General features: G+C 65.6%; 12 protein-coding genes. 4 read left to right on the top strand and 8 right to left on the bottom strand.

Annotated elements, in window-relative coordinates; genetic code table 11:
* Positions 1-4: 4 nt before the first annotated feature.
* The 5 genes from VHO04_RS15215 to VHO04_RS15195 all read right to left on the bottom strand — a co-directional run bounded on the left by VHO04_RS15215 (position 5) and on the right by VHO04_RS15195 (position 6,080).
* A complete protein-coding gene (locus VHO04_RS15215) occupies positions 5-1,117 on the bottom strand; it encodes an NAD(P)-dependent alcohol dehydrogenase (RefSeq protein WP_329629087.1) in 1,113 nt (370 codons plus the stop codon).
* A gap of 12 nt (positions 1,118-1,129) precedes the next feature.
* A complete protein-coding gene (locus tag VHO04_RS15210) occupies positions 1,130-2,014 on the bottom strand; it encodes a helix-turn-helix domain-containing protein (RefSeq protein WP_257548396.1) in 885 nt (294 codons plus the stop codon).
* Entirely contained in the window at positions 2,011-3,228 is a 1,218-nt protein-coding gene (locus VHO04_RS15205; RefSeq protein ID WP_329629086.1) for a cytochrome P450, read from the bottom strand. Before VHO04_RS15205 ends, VHO04_RS15210 begins: the two co-directional genes overlap by 4 nt.
* A gap of 2 nt (positions 3,229-3,230) precedes the next feature.
* Positions 3,231-5,456 carry a TonB-dependent receptor gene (locus VHO04_RS15200; protein WP_329629085.1) on the bottom strand — a complete coding sequence of 742 codons (2,226 nt, stop codon included), beginning with the start codon at positions 5,454-5,456 and terminating at the stop codon, positions 3,231-3,233.
* 135 nt (positions 5,457-5,591) lie between these two features.
* A complete protein-coding gene (locus tag VHO04_RS15195; protein WP_329629084.1) occupies positions 5,592-6,080 on the bottom strand; it encodes an Lrp/AsnC family transcriptional regulator in 489 nt (162 codons plus the stop codon).
* Between the two features lie 98 nt (positions 6,081-6,178).
* Here VHO04_RS15195 and VHO04_RS15190 point away from each other — a divergent pair, with 98 nt between their 5' ends.
* The gene (locus VHO04_RS15190) at positions 6,179-7,144 is read left to right on the top strand and encodes a DMT family transporter (RefSeq protein WP_329629083.1); all 966 of its coding nucleotides are present in this window, start codon (positions 6,179-6,181) and stop codon (positions 7,142-7,144) included.
* 23 nt (positions 7,145-7,167) lie between these two features.
* A complete protein-coding gene (locus VHO04_RS15185; protein WP_329629082.1) occupies positions 7,168-7,599 on the top strand; it encodes a heme-binding protein in 432 nt (143 codons plus the stop codon).
* A 29-nt stretch (positions 7,600-7,628) separates the two neighbouring features.
* On the opposite strand, the gene VHO04_RS15180 is transcribed toward VHO04_RS15185, so the two are convergent.
* Positions 7,629-8,312 carry a tetratricopeptide repeat protein gene (locus VHO04_RS15180; protein ID WP_297662482.1) on the bottom strand — a complete coding sequence of 228 codons (684 nt, stop codon included), beginning with the start codon at positions 8,310-8,312 and terminating at the stop codon, positions 7,629-7,631.
* Between the two features lie 178 nt (positions 8,313-8,490).
* Between VHO04_RS15180 and VHO04_RS15175 the strand changes: the two genes are divergently transcribed.
* Both VHO04_RS15175 and VHO04_RS15170 read left to right on the top strand, forming a co-directional pair.
* Complete coding sequence (locus tag VHO04_RS15175; RefSeq protein ID WP_329629081.1) at positions 8,491-9,438, top strand: alpha/beta hydrolase; 948 nt, start codon at positions 8,491-8,493, stop codon at positions 9,436-9,438.
* A 210-nt stretch (positions 9,439-9,648) separates the two neighbouring features.
* On the top strand, positions 9,649-10,215 hold the full coding sequence (locus VHO04_RS15170; protein ID WP_329629080.1) for a TetR/AcrR family transcriptional regulator: 567 nt from the start codon (positions 9,649-9,651) through the stop codon (positions 10,213-10,215).
* A gap of 49 nt (positions 10,216-10,264) precedes the next feature.
* On the opposite strand, the gene VHO04_RS15165 is transcribed toward VHO04_RS15170, so the two are convergent.
* Complete coding sequence (locus VHO04_RS15165) at positions 10,265-11,185, bottom strand: sulfotransferase domain-containing protein (protein ID WP_329629079.1); 921 nt, start codon at positions 11,183-11,185, stop codon at positions 10,265-10,267.
* Between the two features lie 120 nt (positions 11,186-11,305).
* On the bottom strand, positions 11,306-15,511 hold the full coding sequence (locus tag VHO04_RS15160) for a TonB-dependent receptor domain-containing protein (protein ID WP_329629078.1): 4,206 nt from the start codon (positions 15,509-15,511) through the stop codon (positions 11,306-11,308).
* Positions 15,512-15,534 lie beyond the last annotated feature (23 nt).

The following is a 15,534-nucleotide window of genomic DNA, read 5'->3' as shown; positions in this document are numbered from 1 at the left end:
TTTCTCAGGGTATCAGCACGACCTTGATGCATTCGCCGCGCGCCTGCGCGGCGACGGCTTCATTGATCCGGGCAAGCGGGAAAGTCTGGATCAGCGTATCGAAGGGGAAGCGTCCCGCAGCGTGATGCGCGATCAGCTCGGGGATGAAGCTCTGCGGGTCGCTGTCGCCCTCGATGATCCCGATGATGCGGTGCCCCGGAGTCATCAGCGCCGCGATATTGACGCTGATCGCGGCGTCGCGTTGCGCAGGCACGCCGACGAGCCCGATCGCGCCATGGCTGCCGAGCGCGGCGAGCCCCGCCTCGATGACCGGCACGACGCCGCTGGTGTCGAACGCGAAATCGAGCCCGGCCGGAACGATCGCGCGCAAAGCTTCGGCCAGATCGTCGGCCTCGGCCGGATCGACGACATGCGTCGCGCCGAGTCTCCTGGCGATATCGCGCCGCGCGGCGATCGGTTCGACGAGGATGATCGTCGAACATCCCCGGATCACCGCGCCCATCACCGCCGCCAGCCCGACCGGGCCGCCGCCGAAGATCGCGATGCTCGATCCCGCGGGGCAAGCGAGCGAGTTCATCACCCCGCCCGCGCCGGTCTGGAACCCGCAGCCAAGCGGCCCGAGCAGTTCGAGCGCGACCTTTGACGTATCGACCTTCACCACATTGCGTGCGCGCGTGACGGTGAGTGCCGAGAAAGAGGACTGACCGAAGAAATGTGACGTGATCCGCTCATCGCCCTTCGCATAGGCGGTCGACCCGTCGTCGAGCCGCATCCCGGCATAGTTCAGCGGCACGAAAGTCTGGCAATAGCTCGGCAGATGCTCGTCGCAGCGCGGGCAGGCGCCGCAGCTCGAAAAGCCGACGACGACCGCGTCGCCGACGGCGAGGCCTTCGACTCCCTCGCCCACCGCCTCGATCACCCCGGCGCCTTCGTGGCCGAGCACGCCGGGCAGCGCGAAGGGCGCGAACTGATCGCGAAAGATCAGGTCGGTGTGGCAGAGCCCGACCCCCGCGATCCGCACCCGCACCTCGCCCGCGCGCGGCGCCTCGACCGCAATCGTCTCGATCGTGAAATCGCCGCCGGGCTGTCGCACCACGGCGGCCGTCGCTTCGGTCATATCCTTCTCCGTTCAATGAAGCCCGCGCCGCTCCTGCTGGCGATAGTCGCTCGGTGCCATGCCGAACCAGGCGCGAAAGGCGCGGCTGAAATGGCTCTGGCTGGTGAAACCCGTCGCCTCGGACAGCGCCGCGAGGCTGAGGTCGGTCTGGACGAGCATCTGCTGCGCGCGGTCGAGCCGTGCCTTCATCACATATTGGTGCGGCGAGATTCCCGTCGCCTTCTTGAACAGGCGGCAGAAATGCGACGGCGTCACCCCCGCGACCGCCGCCATCGCCTCAAGGCTATGCTCTTCCGCCGGATTGGCGAGCACCGCATTCATGATCTTGTGGAGGCGGTAGGCCGAAAAATCCGACACCGGGATCTCGGTGGGATTGCCGTGCGCGGGCGGCCCCGAGAGAATATGCGCTTTCAACGCATTGACCATCGCCGAGACATAGGCGGTGCGCTCCTCGGCCTGCGGCGCGTAAAGCTCGGCGAGAATCTGGCGGGTCAGCGCAACCCCCAGCGGATCGGCGAAGGCGAAGCGCATCCGGCTGAACTGATCGGCGTGCGGCTGCCCCGCGAGCACATCCGACGACATCGACAGCGTCACGACGTCGAGCTCGCCATCGACGAGCCAGCCGGTCGGCATCCCCGCGGGGACGATCGTCGCGCAGCCGGGGATCGAGCTCGTTTCGGTCCAGCCGTCCCTGTCCCACGTCTTCACCTGCGGCTTGCCCGCGACATGGACGGTGAAGATCGGCTGCGGCAGCGCGGGCAAGGTATAGCTGCCGACGAACTGGCGCCAGCGGCAGAGCGACCAGCCGTCGCCGAACGATCCCATCTCGACATCGGGCGCGCGGCCGAGGACGTCGCAGATGATCTCCTTATTATCCCAGACGCTGTCCTGTTTCACGCCACCAGCCTGACCTCGAGCCGCTTGAAGCCGTTGATGAAGTTCGACCGCACGCGGCGCGGCTCTCCCACGACCTCGAAGCGCCGAACATGCCGCGCCATCCAGGCAAAGGCGAGTCGCAATTGCATCTCGGCCAGCCGCGATCCAACGCAGACATGCACGCCCGCGCCAAAGGCGAGATGCTGGCGGATCGGGCGCGTCACGTCGAAGCGGTCGGGGTCGGCGAACATGGCGGGATCGCGATTGCCGGCGGGATAGAAGACGACGACCTTGTCGCCCTTGCGGATCGCCTGTCCACCAAGCTCTGTGTCGCGCGTCGCGGTGCGGCGCATGTGGATCACCGGGCTGGCATAGCGGACCATTTCCTTGACCGCATTCGGGAGCAGGCCGGGATCGGCGCGGATCGCATCCCACTGGTCGGGATTGGCCGCGAAGGCGATCAGGCTGTGATTGATCGAGTTGCGCGTCGTCTCGTTGCCGCCGACGAGCGCGAGGATCAGATTGCCGATGAAATCGCCGAGCGGCACCGGTGCCCCCTGGATTTCGGTGTTCGCAAGGAGCGAGGCGATGTCGGGGCCGGGCCGCGCGCGGCGTTCGTCGAACAGCCCGGCGGCAAAGCCCATGAATTCCTGCATGATCGCCGCCATCGCCTCGGGCGACTGGCGGAAATCGGGATCATCCTCGCCGACGAAGGCATCGGTCCAACGGTGAAGATCGTGCCACATCTCGGCGGACACGCCGAGCAGTTCGGCGAGCGTCAGAAGCGGCAGCGGGACGGTGAGCAGCGGCAAGATATCGACCGTCTCGTTCAAGGGCACGTCGGCGAACAGCCGCTCGACCCGTTCGGCGATCCGCGCCTCGATCCCGTCCAGCCGCGCGGGCGACAGCGCGGGCATGACGAAGCGGCGATATTGCGTGTGCGTCGGCGGATCGCGCGAGATGAACGGGATGCCGATCGCCGCTTCGCCCGCTCCGGTCAGCCCGACCTCATTCTCGTTGAAGATACGGTGCCCGCCGTTCTCGTGTGCCGAGGAGAAAAGATCGGCCTGCCGCGACACCGCGATGATGTCGTCGAACCCCAGCACCGCCCAGAAGCCAGCGCCATCGGCCTCGGGGTTCCAGTGCACCGAGCCCGCGGCGCGCATCGCCGCAAGCTCGGCATAGGGCATGGCGCCGACGTAGAGATCGGGGTCCTTGAGGTCGACCGCGACCATGGTCAGAAGCCGTAACGCAGGCTGACGCCATAGGTGCGCGGCGCGGCGGGGACGAGGAAATTGAACGGGAAGCCCGCACCGCGCAGGTCGAGGCCGTAGCCGTATGTTTTGCGATCGAAGAGGTTGTTGGCGAACAGCCGGACGGTCAGCGCGTCGTTCGACCAGCTCAGCGATGCGTTGACCTTGGCGTTCGCCCCCTGCTGCAACTCGCTGTTCACCTGCGGCGTGCCGGGCGCATCGACCGCGTTGAACGGCGAAAAATACTGCCGGCTCGAATAGGCCATGTTCGGCGCGAAGGTCAGCTTGCCGCCCGCGACATCGACCATGTCCCATTCGAAGCCGAGCTGCGCGGTGAGCTTGGGTGCGAAGGGGAGCGAATTGCCCGAAAGGTCGGCGCCTTGCAGCGTCAGCTCCTTATATTTGGAATGCAGCCAGCCGAGCGACGCATCGATGCGGAAGCCATCGACAGGGCGCAGCGTCGTTTCGACTTCGAGGCCATAGACCTCCGACGCCGGGGCGTTGACGAGGAAGGAGACCGGCCCTGCACGCGTGTCCTGAAGCTGCTGGTTCGCATAGTCGTAATAGAAGGCCGATGCGGCATAGGTCAGCAAGCGCCCGCCCGCGCGGCCCTTGATTCCGACCTCATAGGCGTTGACCCGCTCGGGCTCGATGTAGGAAATGCCGCTCGACGAGGTATAGCCGCCGCCGTTGACCGCCCCGGCGCGATAGCCGCGGTTGTAGCTGGCATAGAGCAGCATCCCGCTGTCGAACGTATAGCTCAGGGCCACGCGGCCGGTGAGCGCGTGATTGGTGTCGGCGAGCGCAAAGCGCGCATCGGGATCATAGGGACAGGTGCCCGCGACGCCCGCGCAGGGCACCGTCGTCGCGATCGGCGTGTCGGGATCGTCGACCCCGCCGACGAACAGATAGGCGAAAGCGTTGTCGTAGCGCGATTTGTCGGTGGTATAGCGCGCGCCCAGCGTCAGCACGAGCCGGTCGGCGAGGTCGATGTCGGCCTGGCCGAACACCGCATAGCTTTTACGCACCTGCCGGTAATGCTGGAAGAAGCCGCCCGCCGGGGGCAGCGGCAGGTTGAACCGGTTGTCGGTGATATTCCGGTCCCAGCCATAGAAGAGTCCGCCAACGAAGGTGATGCCGTCGCCGTCGTAATTGGCGCGCAATTCCTGGCTGAACTGGCGGTAGCGCGAGCGCCAGTTGATATCGAGCAGGTCGAGCGGCGACCCGTCGGCCGCCTGCTGCAGGTCCTGCTTGCCGCCGTCGTAGCTGGTGATCGAGGTCAGGCTGAGCCGGTCGTTCAGTTCCAGCGCGATATTGGCCGAGAAGCCCCAGGCGTCGGTACGGTTCTCGCCAATGCGATTCTCGTCGGTCTCGAAGAAGCCGAGCCCGGTGCGAAAGGCGCCGAGGCCGTGGACCGCCGCCTGCGTCCCGCGATCGCGCCCGCCATAGGCGCGCAGCACGATGTCGAGCGTTTCGGTCGGCTTGACGCGCAGCGACGCGCGGCCCTGCAGCGTATCGACCGACGCCGCGTCACGCCCGCCGGGGAAGATATTTTTGATCTGTCCGTCGCCCTTGGCATAGTTGACCGCGAGGCGAAGCCCCGCGACATCCTCGGCAAGCGTCGCCTCGGCGGCGCCCTGCGCGGTGATCGTGTCGAAATTGGCGTAGCCGAGCTGGACGTAGCCGTTCGTGCCCGACAGGCCCGGCTTCTTCGTGATGAAGTTGATCGCGCCGCCGGTGGTGTTGCGCCCGAAAAGCGTCCCCTGCGGCCCGCGCAGCACCTCGATGCGGTCGAGGTCGAACAGCCCCATGCCGTGGCTGGTGCGCGGCGCCAGATAGACGTCGTCGAGATAGACCCCGACGGGCGACGCCTGATTGCTGTTATATTCGTTCGCGACCCCGATGCCGCGCAGCGAGAAATTGGGCTGCGTATCGCCATAGGGGCTGTTGATCTGAAGATTGGGGACCGCATCGCCAAGCTGCGCCGAATTGGTGATGCCGCGTTCGGCGAGCGTGTCGCCGCCGAGCGCGGTGACCGCGAGCGGCACGTCGAGCAGCGACTGTTCGCGGCGCTGCGCGGTGACGACGATGTCGCCGTCGGCGGCGTCGGTCCCGGCGGACGCGCCGCCCGTCTCCTGCGCCAGCGCGGCGGTCGATGTCGAAATTGCGAGCGCGGCAAGAAGCGCGCGCGAAAAGGCCATGCTTGCCATATCATCTCTCCCGATCGAGGCCTCTGCGAACCTCATGGGACAGAATTAGATCGGCGTCTCCCGCGTGGCTTTAGCCTCGCTTGCAACGAGATTTGACATTTCTTGCGCGCCGAGCGCCCGGCCTGTCGCCCCCGATCAGGGGATGATGACGCCCGTTTCGGCCTTCACGCGGTCGAGGGCGATCAGTGAGCGGAAGCTTTCGATAGCAGGATTTTCGACGAACAGGCGCCGCGTCAGCGCCTCATAGGCGGGCATGTCGATCGTGACGATCACCAGCGCAAAGCTGATCCCGCCGGTGACATAATAGCATTGCTGGATTTCGGGCGTGGCCCGGAACAGCGCCTTCGCGGCTGCGACCGTCGCCGCATGTTCGTCGATCAGCCGCACCTCGACGATCGAGGTGATGGTCAGCGCCGCCGCCGCCGGGTCGATGAGCGCGACATTCGCCCGGATGATCCCCGCCGCCTCCATCGCCGCGATCCGTCGCTGCACCGCCGCCGCGGAGAGATTGACCGCTTCGCCGATCGCGCGCTGCGGCATCTTGTTGTCGCGCTGGACGAGGCGAAGGATCGCCTTGTCGAACGAATCGAGCGCGCGCGGGGAACGGTGGACGGGGCGGGACATGGACGCACTTTTGTTGCATTTGCCGGTGCGATCAAGAGCGCTTCGCTCGCCGCGTCGATGCTATCGCCGCGCCGTTCGACAGCAAAGGAATCGGGGCCATGGCGCAAGGCGGAAAGGCGACCCTCGCCGGGGTGGCATATGGCATGGGAGCCGGCGCGCTCTGGGGTCTCGTCTTTCTGGCGCCGCAACTTGCCGCGGTCTTCGGGCCGCTGCAACTGACGATCGGGCGCTATCTGGCCTATGGCCTGTTGTCGCTCGTCCTGATCGCGCCGCGCCGCCGGATGCTCGCATCGCATCTCACTCGGCGCGACGGACGCGAACTCGCCCTACTCGCACTGCTCGGCAACACACTCTACTATGTACTCTTGTCGGCGGCGGTGCAGGCGGGCGGCATTGCGATGACCTCGCTCGTCATCGGCTTCCTGCCGGTCGCGGTGACGATCATCGGCCGACGCGACGCCGATGCCGTGCCGCTCCGACGACTGCTTCCTTCCCTCCTCCTCTGCGGCGCCGGAGCGATCTGCGTCGGATGGCAGGCGTTCGCGCTGCTCGGCAGCGCATCGATCGAGCCGTTGATCGGCCTTGCCTGCGCGATCGGCGCACTGGCATCATGGACCGCCTATGCGGTCCGCAACAGCCGCGCCCTCGCCCGCCTCGACGCGATTTCCGCCCACGACTGGAGCCTGCTCATCGGAATCGCCACCGGCACTCAGTGCCTGCTGCTGCTTCCGCTCGCACTCTTCCTCGAAAATTGGCACCATGGCGCGCCCGACTGGCTGCTCTTCGCGGGCGTGTCGGTCGGCGTCGCCCTGCTGGCGTCGATCGCCGGCAACGCCCTCTGGAACCGGATGAGCCGGCTGTTGCCGCTCGCGCTCACCGGCCAGATGATCCTGTTCGAGACCTTGTTCGCGCTCCTCTACGCCTTCTGGTGGGAACAGCGCGGACCGACCGCGCTCGAAGCGGCGGCGTTCGGCTTCGTCGTCGCGAGCGTTCTCGCCTGCATCGCGGCGCACGGCGGGGCTGGCGCACGGCGGACGAAGCTGGCAATGGAGGCTCCTGAGTAATTAGTTTACTAAGGAGTTTCCGCATGACGCACAGCCGCCCGATCGCCACCATCTCCGCCGCCGCCGCACGCGAACTGACCGACGCGGCCGCGGCGGCCGCCGCGGAAATCGGCGTGCCGATGTGCATCGCGGTCACCTGCGCCGCGGGCCATCTCATCCATTTCCTGCGCATGGACGGCGCGCCACTGCTCAGCACTGACATCGCGATCAACAAGGCCTATACCGCCGCCGGATTCGGCATGGCGACGCACGCGTGGCACGAGTTCATCAAGAACGACCCGCCGCTTCTCCACGGCATCGTCCACACCAACCGCCTCGTCACCTTCGGCGGCGGCTATCCGGTCAAAGAGGAGGGCGCAATGATCGGCGGCTTCGGCATCAGCGGCGGCCATTATCATCAGGACATGGAGGTCGCGACGAAAGCGCTCGCCGCGGTCGGCCTCGCCGCCGAATAACGCCGCAACCTCCCTGCCCTGCCGCCGCGTCAGGATATCCGGCCGAACGGCAATAATTGCTCGGCGAGGCGGGAGGCCCCCTTGTTGTCGCCAGCGCGGATCAGTGCCACGACGCGCTTCGCGGCCGCCTGCGTGATCCGGTCGACTTCGGCCGGCGCCGGCGCGCGCACCGCCTTGTCGAGCAGCAGCTTTGCCGCCGACGCGTCCTTCGCGTCGAGCGCGATGCGCGCCAGCCCGGCATAAGCGGGGAAGAAGGCGCGGTTGCCGCCAAGGCTCACTGCCTTGTTTAGCGCCGCCAGCCCCTTGCTCTTGCTGGCGCCGAGCGCCGAGCCGCCGACGAACCCGCCAACCTCGTTGATCACCGTGAGATGCCATCCGCCGAGCGCGATCTGCGCCTCGGGATCGCTCGGATGGCGGTTTGCAAAGGTCGTCAGCAAATCGCGCCCGCGCCGGGCATCGCCCAGCGACCGCGTCAGCTTGCCGCGATAGCCATAAGCGATCCCCTGCTGAAGCTGGGCGTCGCGATTCCCGGGCTCTTTCGCCAGCGTGGCGTCGAGCGACCGGATCGCCTGGTTCACCAGCGCCAGCGCCTGCGTCTTGCCGCCGGTCTGAAATGCGGCGGTGACGAGCGTGGCGCGCGGGCTCGCGGCCGAGGCTGCAGGCGCGGCGAGAACGATCGCGGCGGCGCCCAGAAAGGCAGTCGATTTATGCATATGTCGAAAACTCCCGTCGGTTGCCCTGTTCGAGATTGGATTGCCTGTATTTGACATTGATGTCAATTATAAATAGTGATCGCGCCGCCATTCCGTTGAATGGAGCGTAATTTTTGGCGATCTGCTCCGTTCTGATGGGCATTAATATAATCCAATGTCAAATTCATGGAGTGCACCGATGGTGAGCGAAGAGGATATCCGGGTGCAGCGACGACGGAATCACCTGCTCCGCTGGGCACCGCGGCTGAAGGTGACCGGCGGCGTGCGACTGTGGCTCACGCGAGGCTTTCTGCGCGCCGCGACGATCGGCTCGGCCGCGCGAGTCCGCCGCCGCGGCATCGCCCTGACCCTGTCGCGCCTGCCGACGCCCGATCGCACCCGCGTTCGTATCCTGCGACCCAAGAGTCCGCCCAGGGGCGTGCTGATCGATTTCCACGGCGGCGCCTGGGCGGTCGGCCTCGCCGCGATGGACGACAAGCTCAACGCCGGCTTTGCCGCGGCGTGCGGCCTGTTGGTCTTTTCGGTCGACTATCGGCTCGCAATGCCGCGCGCGATCGCCGCGATCCAGGCCGAGTGCGCGGCGGCGGCGCTGGCGATCGCCGAACGGCCGGACGCCGCGCACTTGCCGATCTTCCTCACCGGCGAATCCGCCGGCGGCCACCTCGCGCTGTCGGTCGTGCTGAGGCTCAAGGACCGGCCGGAATGGAGCAGCCGCTTTCGCGGCATGGTCCTGCATTATGGCGTCTACGACCTCGGCGGCACGCCCAGCGCCATGACCGCGGGCAAGGACAGCCTCGTCCTCCACGGCCCGACGCTCGAACCCCAGATCGCGCGGCTGTGTCCCGGCTTGACCCGCGAGGAAAGGCGCTGGCCCGACCTCTCACCGCTTTACGGCGACCTGACCGGCTTGCCGCCCGCGCTGATCGTCGTCGGCGACATCGATCCGCTGCGCGACGACAGCGTCCAGCTTGCCGAGCGGCTGCAAGCCGCCGGGGTCGAGGCCGAGCTGGCGCTGCTGCCCGAGGCGCCGCACGGGATCATCCACTTTCCCGGCGCCTATGCCGCGAAGGTCCGCGCGCGCGGCCATCGCTGGCTCCGGCAGAGGCTGGCCGCCATCCCCGCCTGACCCTCCCTCTTCCGGCCCGGCGCCGCCTTCGTGCGCGCTGTCATATTGACGAACGCGCGGCGGCGGTTCAGGAGTCACGGCATTGTGCCGTCGGCGGCCACCCCGCCGCGCCGACGCGCCGCCGTCCCACGCACCGGGGGAATAGAGGGACCATCATTGACCGAAGTGGCGAAAGTTCCGAAGGAACCCCGGGTCCGGCGGCGCAAGTGGATGGGGGACAAGGCGCGCGAGGAAGGGCTGATCGCCGCGCGCAAGCTGCTGCTCGAAGGCGGTCCGGGCGCGGTGACGCTCGCCAATGTCGGCGAGGCGATCGGCATGTCGCACGCCAACGTCCTCTATCATTTCGGCTCGGCCGCCGATCTTCAATCGGCGCTGATGGGATCGATGATCCGCGACCTGACCGACGCGCTCGACAGCGCGGTCGAGCGCATCAAGACCGACGGCGCCGCGCCGCGGGTGATCGTCGATCAGGTGTTCGACGCCTTCGGCGAGGGCGGCGCCGGCCAGCTAGCCGCCTGGATCGCTTTGTCGCGCGACTTTTCGCATCTGGAGCCGGTGCGCGAGGCGGTGAACAGCCTGGTCGTCGCCTTTCGCGACAAATTCCTCGACGAGGACGCCGACCCGCGCGTCCGCTCCGCCGTGCTGATGGTCGCGACCTGTGCGTTTGGCGATGCAGTGATCGGCCCGCACCTGCGCGACATGCTGGGCCAGGACGAGGACGCGATGCGTAGCCTGGCGGCAAAACTGCTGCCGATGTTCGTCATCGGGCCGCTTTAGCGCCTGCCTCGCCCGCCAAAAATCGGGTGGGCACCCCCGACGGACAAGGCTATGGCATCGCGGCGGTGGGCGGAGCCGAAAGCAACGCCTTCAACTCCTGGGTGAGGTAACCGAAGCGGGCCATCTGGACGTGATGCCGCCGGACGATGCGTTCGATCTGCTCGGGCATCAGTATGTCGCGCCACTGCCCCGCCGTCCCCGACCGGAAGAAGCGTTCAGCTGCCTTGGGCTTCTCGCGATAGCCCTCCGCCTCTTCCTGCCGGCGCAGTTCGTCGAAGGACGAGCGTTCGATCGCAAGGTCGAGCTGCTCCGGGGTCGGGTCGAGTAGCAGGTGATCGGCCAGCGCAGCGAACACCCGGCGCGGATCGGCGAGCATGTCCTCGTACCGCATGACGAAGATCGTCCGGTGCGGCTTGCGCGTCCAGCTTTCGACATGCTGGCTCCACGAGCCATAGACTTCATAGACGCTCTTGTCGCTGGTGGCGGTCTCGAGGTCGGTCGCGCCCATCACCGCGATCGCCTCGTCAACGCTGCCGCCTCGGTGCGCGGCGAAAGAGACGGCGACATCGAGCGGATTGCGGACGATATAGATAGCGCCCGAGGTGATCTCGAAATTGATCGCAGGTACGCCGCGATCGAGCACCAGCGCGTGGTGTGTCTTGACGATCGCCAGCCCGTCGGTCGCCTCGGCGATCTCGCGCTGCACCTGCGGGCGCGTCGCGGCGATTTCGTCGAGGCTGACTTCGGTCATCGGCTTGCCGAGGATGCGCTCGTAGCGCTTGGCCGAAATGTCCCAGACGGTGAACTCGCTCATCTTGTTGATGTCGTGCGCGCGTCCCTCGTCCTCGCCTTCCAGGATGCGCAACAGGTTGTTGAGCAGCGCGCGCGTCCAGGTGTTCCCTGATTTCGGATAGGAGGCGATCCACAATATACCTTGCGGGACTTGCGGGCCGGATGATGCGGTCGTCATGCCGGGCAGTCTATCTCATTGCGGAGCGTGACGCGACGGCAGGACGAAAAAGCGGGGCGGGTCTGTCGACCCGCCCCCCAGTGGACGCTTCCCGGAGTGCGGGTGGGAGAGCGCGTTGGATCATTTGCCGAAGCCGATGCTCAGCTTGATGAAGGGGCCGTGGATCGTGCGGTCGTAGCTTTTGGGGCCACTGGCGTCGCCGCCGTCGATGGCGTTCCAGTAGCGTTCCCAGCGATAGCCCGTCTTCACCGCGACGCGACCCAGGCTGTAGGACAGGCCGAGACTCCCGCTCAGCGTCGGCACCGTCGCGCGGTGCTTGCGCTCGGTCCGCAGTGTCGCCTTGTCGACGCTGCTCGGCAGCAGTTGATTGCCGTTGCTGGTGCTGACCGCAATCCGCTCATACAGATATTCGGTCGTGTCGGTGAAATTATAGACCGTCTCGTCGTCGCTGATCTGCGCCTTGCGACGACCGAACAACACCCCGCCGGTCGCCGACCAGTCGAGCGCGACCTTGCCGGTCTCGTCCGACCCGAACAGGTCATAGGACCCTTCCCACTGCGCGATCGGCCCCGCGCCGCTGAACGAGCGGTTGACGGCGGAGAAGGCCTGATATTTGTGGAAGGGAATGATGCCGCCGCTGATCATGTCGTCATTCACGACAAAATCGGGCCGACCACTGACGTCGATCACCGTGTCCGAATCGAGGCGGGCGAGGCGCGCGCCCAGCCCGATGGACGAGCGGCCCCGGCTGCCGATGCCGACATCGTGGCTGGCGATGAAATCGACCATCAGATGCTTTTCGCTGTCCTGCACCGATGCATCGCCGAAGTTGGTGAAGGTCTGAGTGTAAAAATCGAGATATTCGCTACCCGGGTCGCAGCCTCCATATCCCGTGAGCCACTCCAGGCACTTGGTTTCACTCGTCTCCTTGCGCCCGTAACGGGTCGCCCCCTCCACCTTGCCATAGCGCAGGTTGGCGGTCAGCTTCCACGGCGTGCCGGCCGGCTGGACGATCAGCGAGACGTCGGTTCCGTCCTTGGTCCGGAAGCCCCGATCCTGCTGCATCGGCCCTGCCGCGTCGAGGGTGCCGCCGGCATAGGCGTCGCCGAACGCGAAGGCCGGGCGATGCGGCGCGGCGTGCGCCTTGCGGCGCAGCAACTCGACTCCGCCCTCGATGGTGATCGGCCAGGGCGTGCCGGGCGTGTGATTGGCACCGGCATTATAACCGAGGCCGAACGGCAGGCCGTTGAATTCCTTGGTCACGCGCAACCCATAGCGGCGCGGCTCGGTCAGGAAGATGTTGGTGGTCAGGCCGGTGTCGTCGCTGTTGAGGAAAGTGCCAGTGATCGCGGTCTTGTCGAAGACATTCTTGACATAGGCCATGATCGACCAGCCGCCCGGCTGGTTGTTGAGCAACAGCGCGAGATTGACGTTGGAATAGCCGCGGATGCGGTCATAGCCGGGGGTGTTGTAGATGCGCGCCCACGAGGAAGACTGGTAATAATAGTCGCCGTGCAGCGTGCCGATCCAGTCGCCGCCCAGCGGCAAGCTGAAATCGGCGGTGACGCTGGCGGTGATGTGCGGCGTGTTGGGCAGTTCGTTGCCCGACAGATCCTTGAAGATGCCCTCGCCATTGTTCGGAGCGGTCGAGGGATCCCACCCGATATAGCCGGGACGATAGGCCAACCCCGCCGCCCCGGGCTTGTCGACCGTCGGGTTCGGCACATAGGGAAGCCCGGTGACGGGATCGACGCCCAGGACATAGGCCAGTTCGCATCCGCCAGGATTGCCGCCGCCCACGCCGCCCAGGCCGATCGGGATCGGCGTTCCCGGCGGAGCCCCGTCCAACTGGTCATGCGATATTCCCTGGAATAGCCAGGTCGGCAGGATGCAGCTCGACGGAAAGCTCGGGAAGGGACGGACGAGCGTCCAGTTGGGGTCGCCCGCGGTGCGGTCCATCAGGTCGATCGCCTGCGATCCCTTGGCCAAACGGCTGCCCTGCCAGCCCAGCTTGAAACCGAGCTGCAGATTCTGCGTCGGGCTGTAGCTGGTTTCCAGTTCGGCACCCCAGATTTTCGCGTCGAAGTTGAGGTTGGATGCCGAACGGTCGACGATCTGCGAAATCTGGTAGTTCTTGTAGTCGTAGAAGAAGCCGGCGAGGTTGATCGTCAGCTGGCCGCCCGCCAGCGTGTTCTTGGATCCGATCTCGAAGGCGTTGACATATTCGGCCGCGAAGGTCTTGGGATGCGTCGCCGAGTTCGCGGCGAGCCCGTCCGCCACATCTTCACTGGCATAAAAGGTATAGGCGGGGCCTGGCGGATTGGCGCCGCCGGCCTTGTAACCACGCGATACGGAGGCGTAGAGCAGGCTGCTGTCGGTGAAGCCGAGGTCGGGTTTCCAGTCGAGGCTGATCTTGCCTGTCGGCTTGGTCCAGCTTTGCCGGATCACCTCGGCGGTCGGATAGCCGAAGGAATCGGATGCGAGCAGTTCGCTCAAAATGCGCGGCGCCACCTTCCTGTCGCGGGTCAACCGGCCACCCGCCGTCAGCCGCAGATTGTCGGTGAGGTCGTAATAGGCCTCTCCGAAGATCGAATAGCTGTTGAGCGTATAAGGGTTATTGCTGAGGAAATAATTATGCCCCTGGCCGTTCAGGCTGTCGATCGGATTGGGATCGACATAGCTGCATCGCGACACCTGATAGGATTTCGTGGCGTCGGCGGGATCGAGGCCGTTGGTCATGCAAAAGCGATTGTCGGTGACGCCCCCCACATAGGGTATGTAATCGACGGGGTTGCCGCCTTGCGGCGCGAGCACCGAGAGCATCGTGAGGGTGTTGAAGAACACATAATATTTCGTGTCGGTCGTATAGCGAAGATAATTGGCGCCGACGCTGAAATTGAACGGGCCGTCGTTGCTGGAGGTCAGGCGAAGCTCCTGACTGAACTGGGTCGAGTTCGCCCTCGCAAGATCGGCCCCGGCAAGGCGACCCGAGCAGCCGATCTGCGGATCACAGAAAATGCCGTTCGGTGAGTCTACTCCCTGCGGAACAAAACTGGGCAAGATCAGCGAACCGGGAGTCAGAACACCTTCGCGGTAGGTACCGCCCAAAATGCCCAACGTGCGAAACGCCCCGTCCGCGGTGTTGAAGCGGTTGAAGTCCTGGGTCGAGAAGGTGAAATCGGTGTTGTAGGCGGTTTCCGAGGTCAGTTTCAGATTGTCGCTGGCCTGCCACCCCAATTGCAGCTCGAAGATATTGGCGCGCGCGCGATAGCTCGGTTCGATCGACGATTCGATTTCCCTGAGGTTGGTCGATTGCGAGCGGCTGGCATAAGGATCGCGGAGTCCCACCGGCAAGCCGAGCACGCCGAGCGGAACATAATAGGGCAGCATCAGCCCGTTGGGCGTCCCGAAGGATTCGGGCGCATAAAGCGACGCCGCCTTGCAACCCTGGCTGAAGGTCGCCTGCGCGCCGGAGAAAAGGTTGCCGTTTTCGCCGATGTAAGCGCCCTGACCATTGCTGGTCGTGAAATGCGTAAGGAGGAAACCCGCAATCTCGGTCTTTTCGTCCGTCGCACAAAGCTGCTTTCCCGAGCGCAGGCGGTCGTCATCCTCGTTGAAATGTTCCCAGACGACATTCGCCTCGAAATTATCGGTCGGCCGGAACAGCAGGCTGGCGCGGGTGGACCACAGGTTGCGGCCGTCGGTCTGGCTGTCGGTGATCGTGTTCTTCACATAGCCGTCGCGCTTCGTCCACGCCCCCGCGATGCGCAGCGCCAGCTTGTCGTCGAGCAGCGGGATGTTGATCATCCCTTCGGCGCGGATCTGGTGATAGGTGCCGCCATCGACCGACAGCTTGGCCTGGGGCTCGAACTTCGGTTTCGCTGAAATCAGGTTGACGACGCCCGCCGTCGCGTTGCGGCCATAAAGCGTCCCCTGCGGCCCGCGCAGGATTTCGACCCGTTCGAGGTCGTAAAATTCCTGCTCGAAGAAGCGATTGCTGATGAAGGGAGTGTTGTTGAGCGCGACGCTGACCGCCGGGTCGGTGGTCGCCGAGATCGCCTGCGTGCCGATCCCGCGAATCTGGATCGAATAGCCGGTGAAATTGGTCTTGGTGAAGGTCATGTTCGGAACCTGGGTGATCAGGTCCGGGCCACCCGTTACCTGCCGCGTCGTCAGTTCTTCCATCGACACCGCAGTGATTGCCTGCGGAATGCTCTGGATCGACTCGGCCTTCTTGCGCGCGGTGACGATGATGTCGTTGCCACTGCTCTGCTGTTCCGCCTCCTCGGCCTGAGCAGGCACCGCAAGCGCGACGGAAACCGCCATCAGACTGACGGCCGCACCGGCCC

The organism is Sphingopyxis sp. (genome assembly GCF_036261875.1).
Lineage (GTDB): Bacteria > Pseudomonadota > Alphaproteobacteria > Sphingomonadales > Sphingomonadaceae > Sphingopyxis.
This window is presented reverse-complemented; position numbering and strand designations above follow the sequence as displayed.

Excerpts from the sequence above, each read along its gene's own strand:
- VHO04_RS15205 (WP_329629086.1), bottom strand. The coding sequence starts at position 3,228 with ATGGTCGCGGTCGACCTCAAGGACCCCGATCTCTACGTCGGCGCCATG.
- VHO04_RS15175 (WP_329629081.1), top strand. The coding sequence starts at position 8,491 with ATGGTGAGCGAAGAGGATATCCGGGTGCAGCGACGACGGAATCACCTG.
- VHO04_RS15200 (WP_329629085.1), bottom strand. The coding sequence starts at position 5,456 with ATGGCAAGCATGGCCTTTTCGCGCGCGCTTCTTGCCGCGCTCGCAATT.
- VHO04_RS15160 (WP_329629078.1), bottom strand. The coding sequence starts at position 15,511 with ATGGCGGTTTCCGTCGCGCTTGCGGTGCCTGCTCAGGCCGAGGAGGCG.
- VHO04_RS15185 (WP_329629082.1), top strand. The coding sequence starts at position 7,168 with ATGACGCACAGCCGCCCGATCGCCACCATCTCCGCCGCCGCCGCACGC.
- VHO04_RS15190 (WP_329629083.1), top strand. The coding sequence starts at position 6,179 with ATGGCGCAAGGCGGAAAGGCGACCCTCGCCGGGGTGGCATATGGCATG.
- VHO04_RS15170 (WP_329629080.1), top strand. The coding sequence starts at position 9,649 with ATGGGGGACAAGGCGCGCGAGGAAGGGCTGATCGCCGCGCGCAAGCTG.
- VHO04_RS15165 (WP_329629079.1), bottom strand. The coding sequence starts at position 11,185 with ATGACGACCGCATCATCCGGCCCGCAAGTCCCGCAAGGTATATTGTGG.
- VHO04_RS15180 (WP_297662482.1), bottom strand. The coding sequence starts at position 8,312 with ATGCATAAATCGACTGCCTTTCTGGGCGCCGCCGCGATCGTTCTCGCC.
- VHO04_RS15195 (WP_329629084.1), bottom strand. The coding sequence starts at position 6,080 with ATGTCCCGCCCCGTCCACCGTTCCCCGCGCGCGCTCGATTCGTTCGAC.
- VHO04_RS15215 (WP_329629087.1), bottom strand. The coding sequence starts at position 1,117 with ATGACCGAAGCGACGGCCGCCGTGGTGCGACAGCCCGGCGGCGATTTC.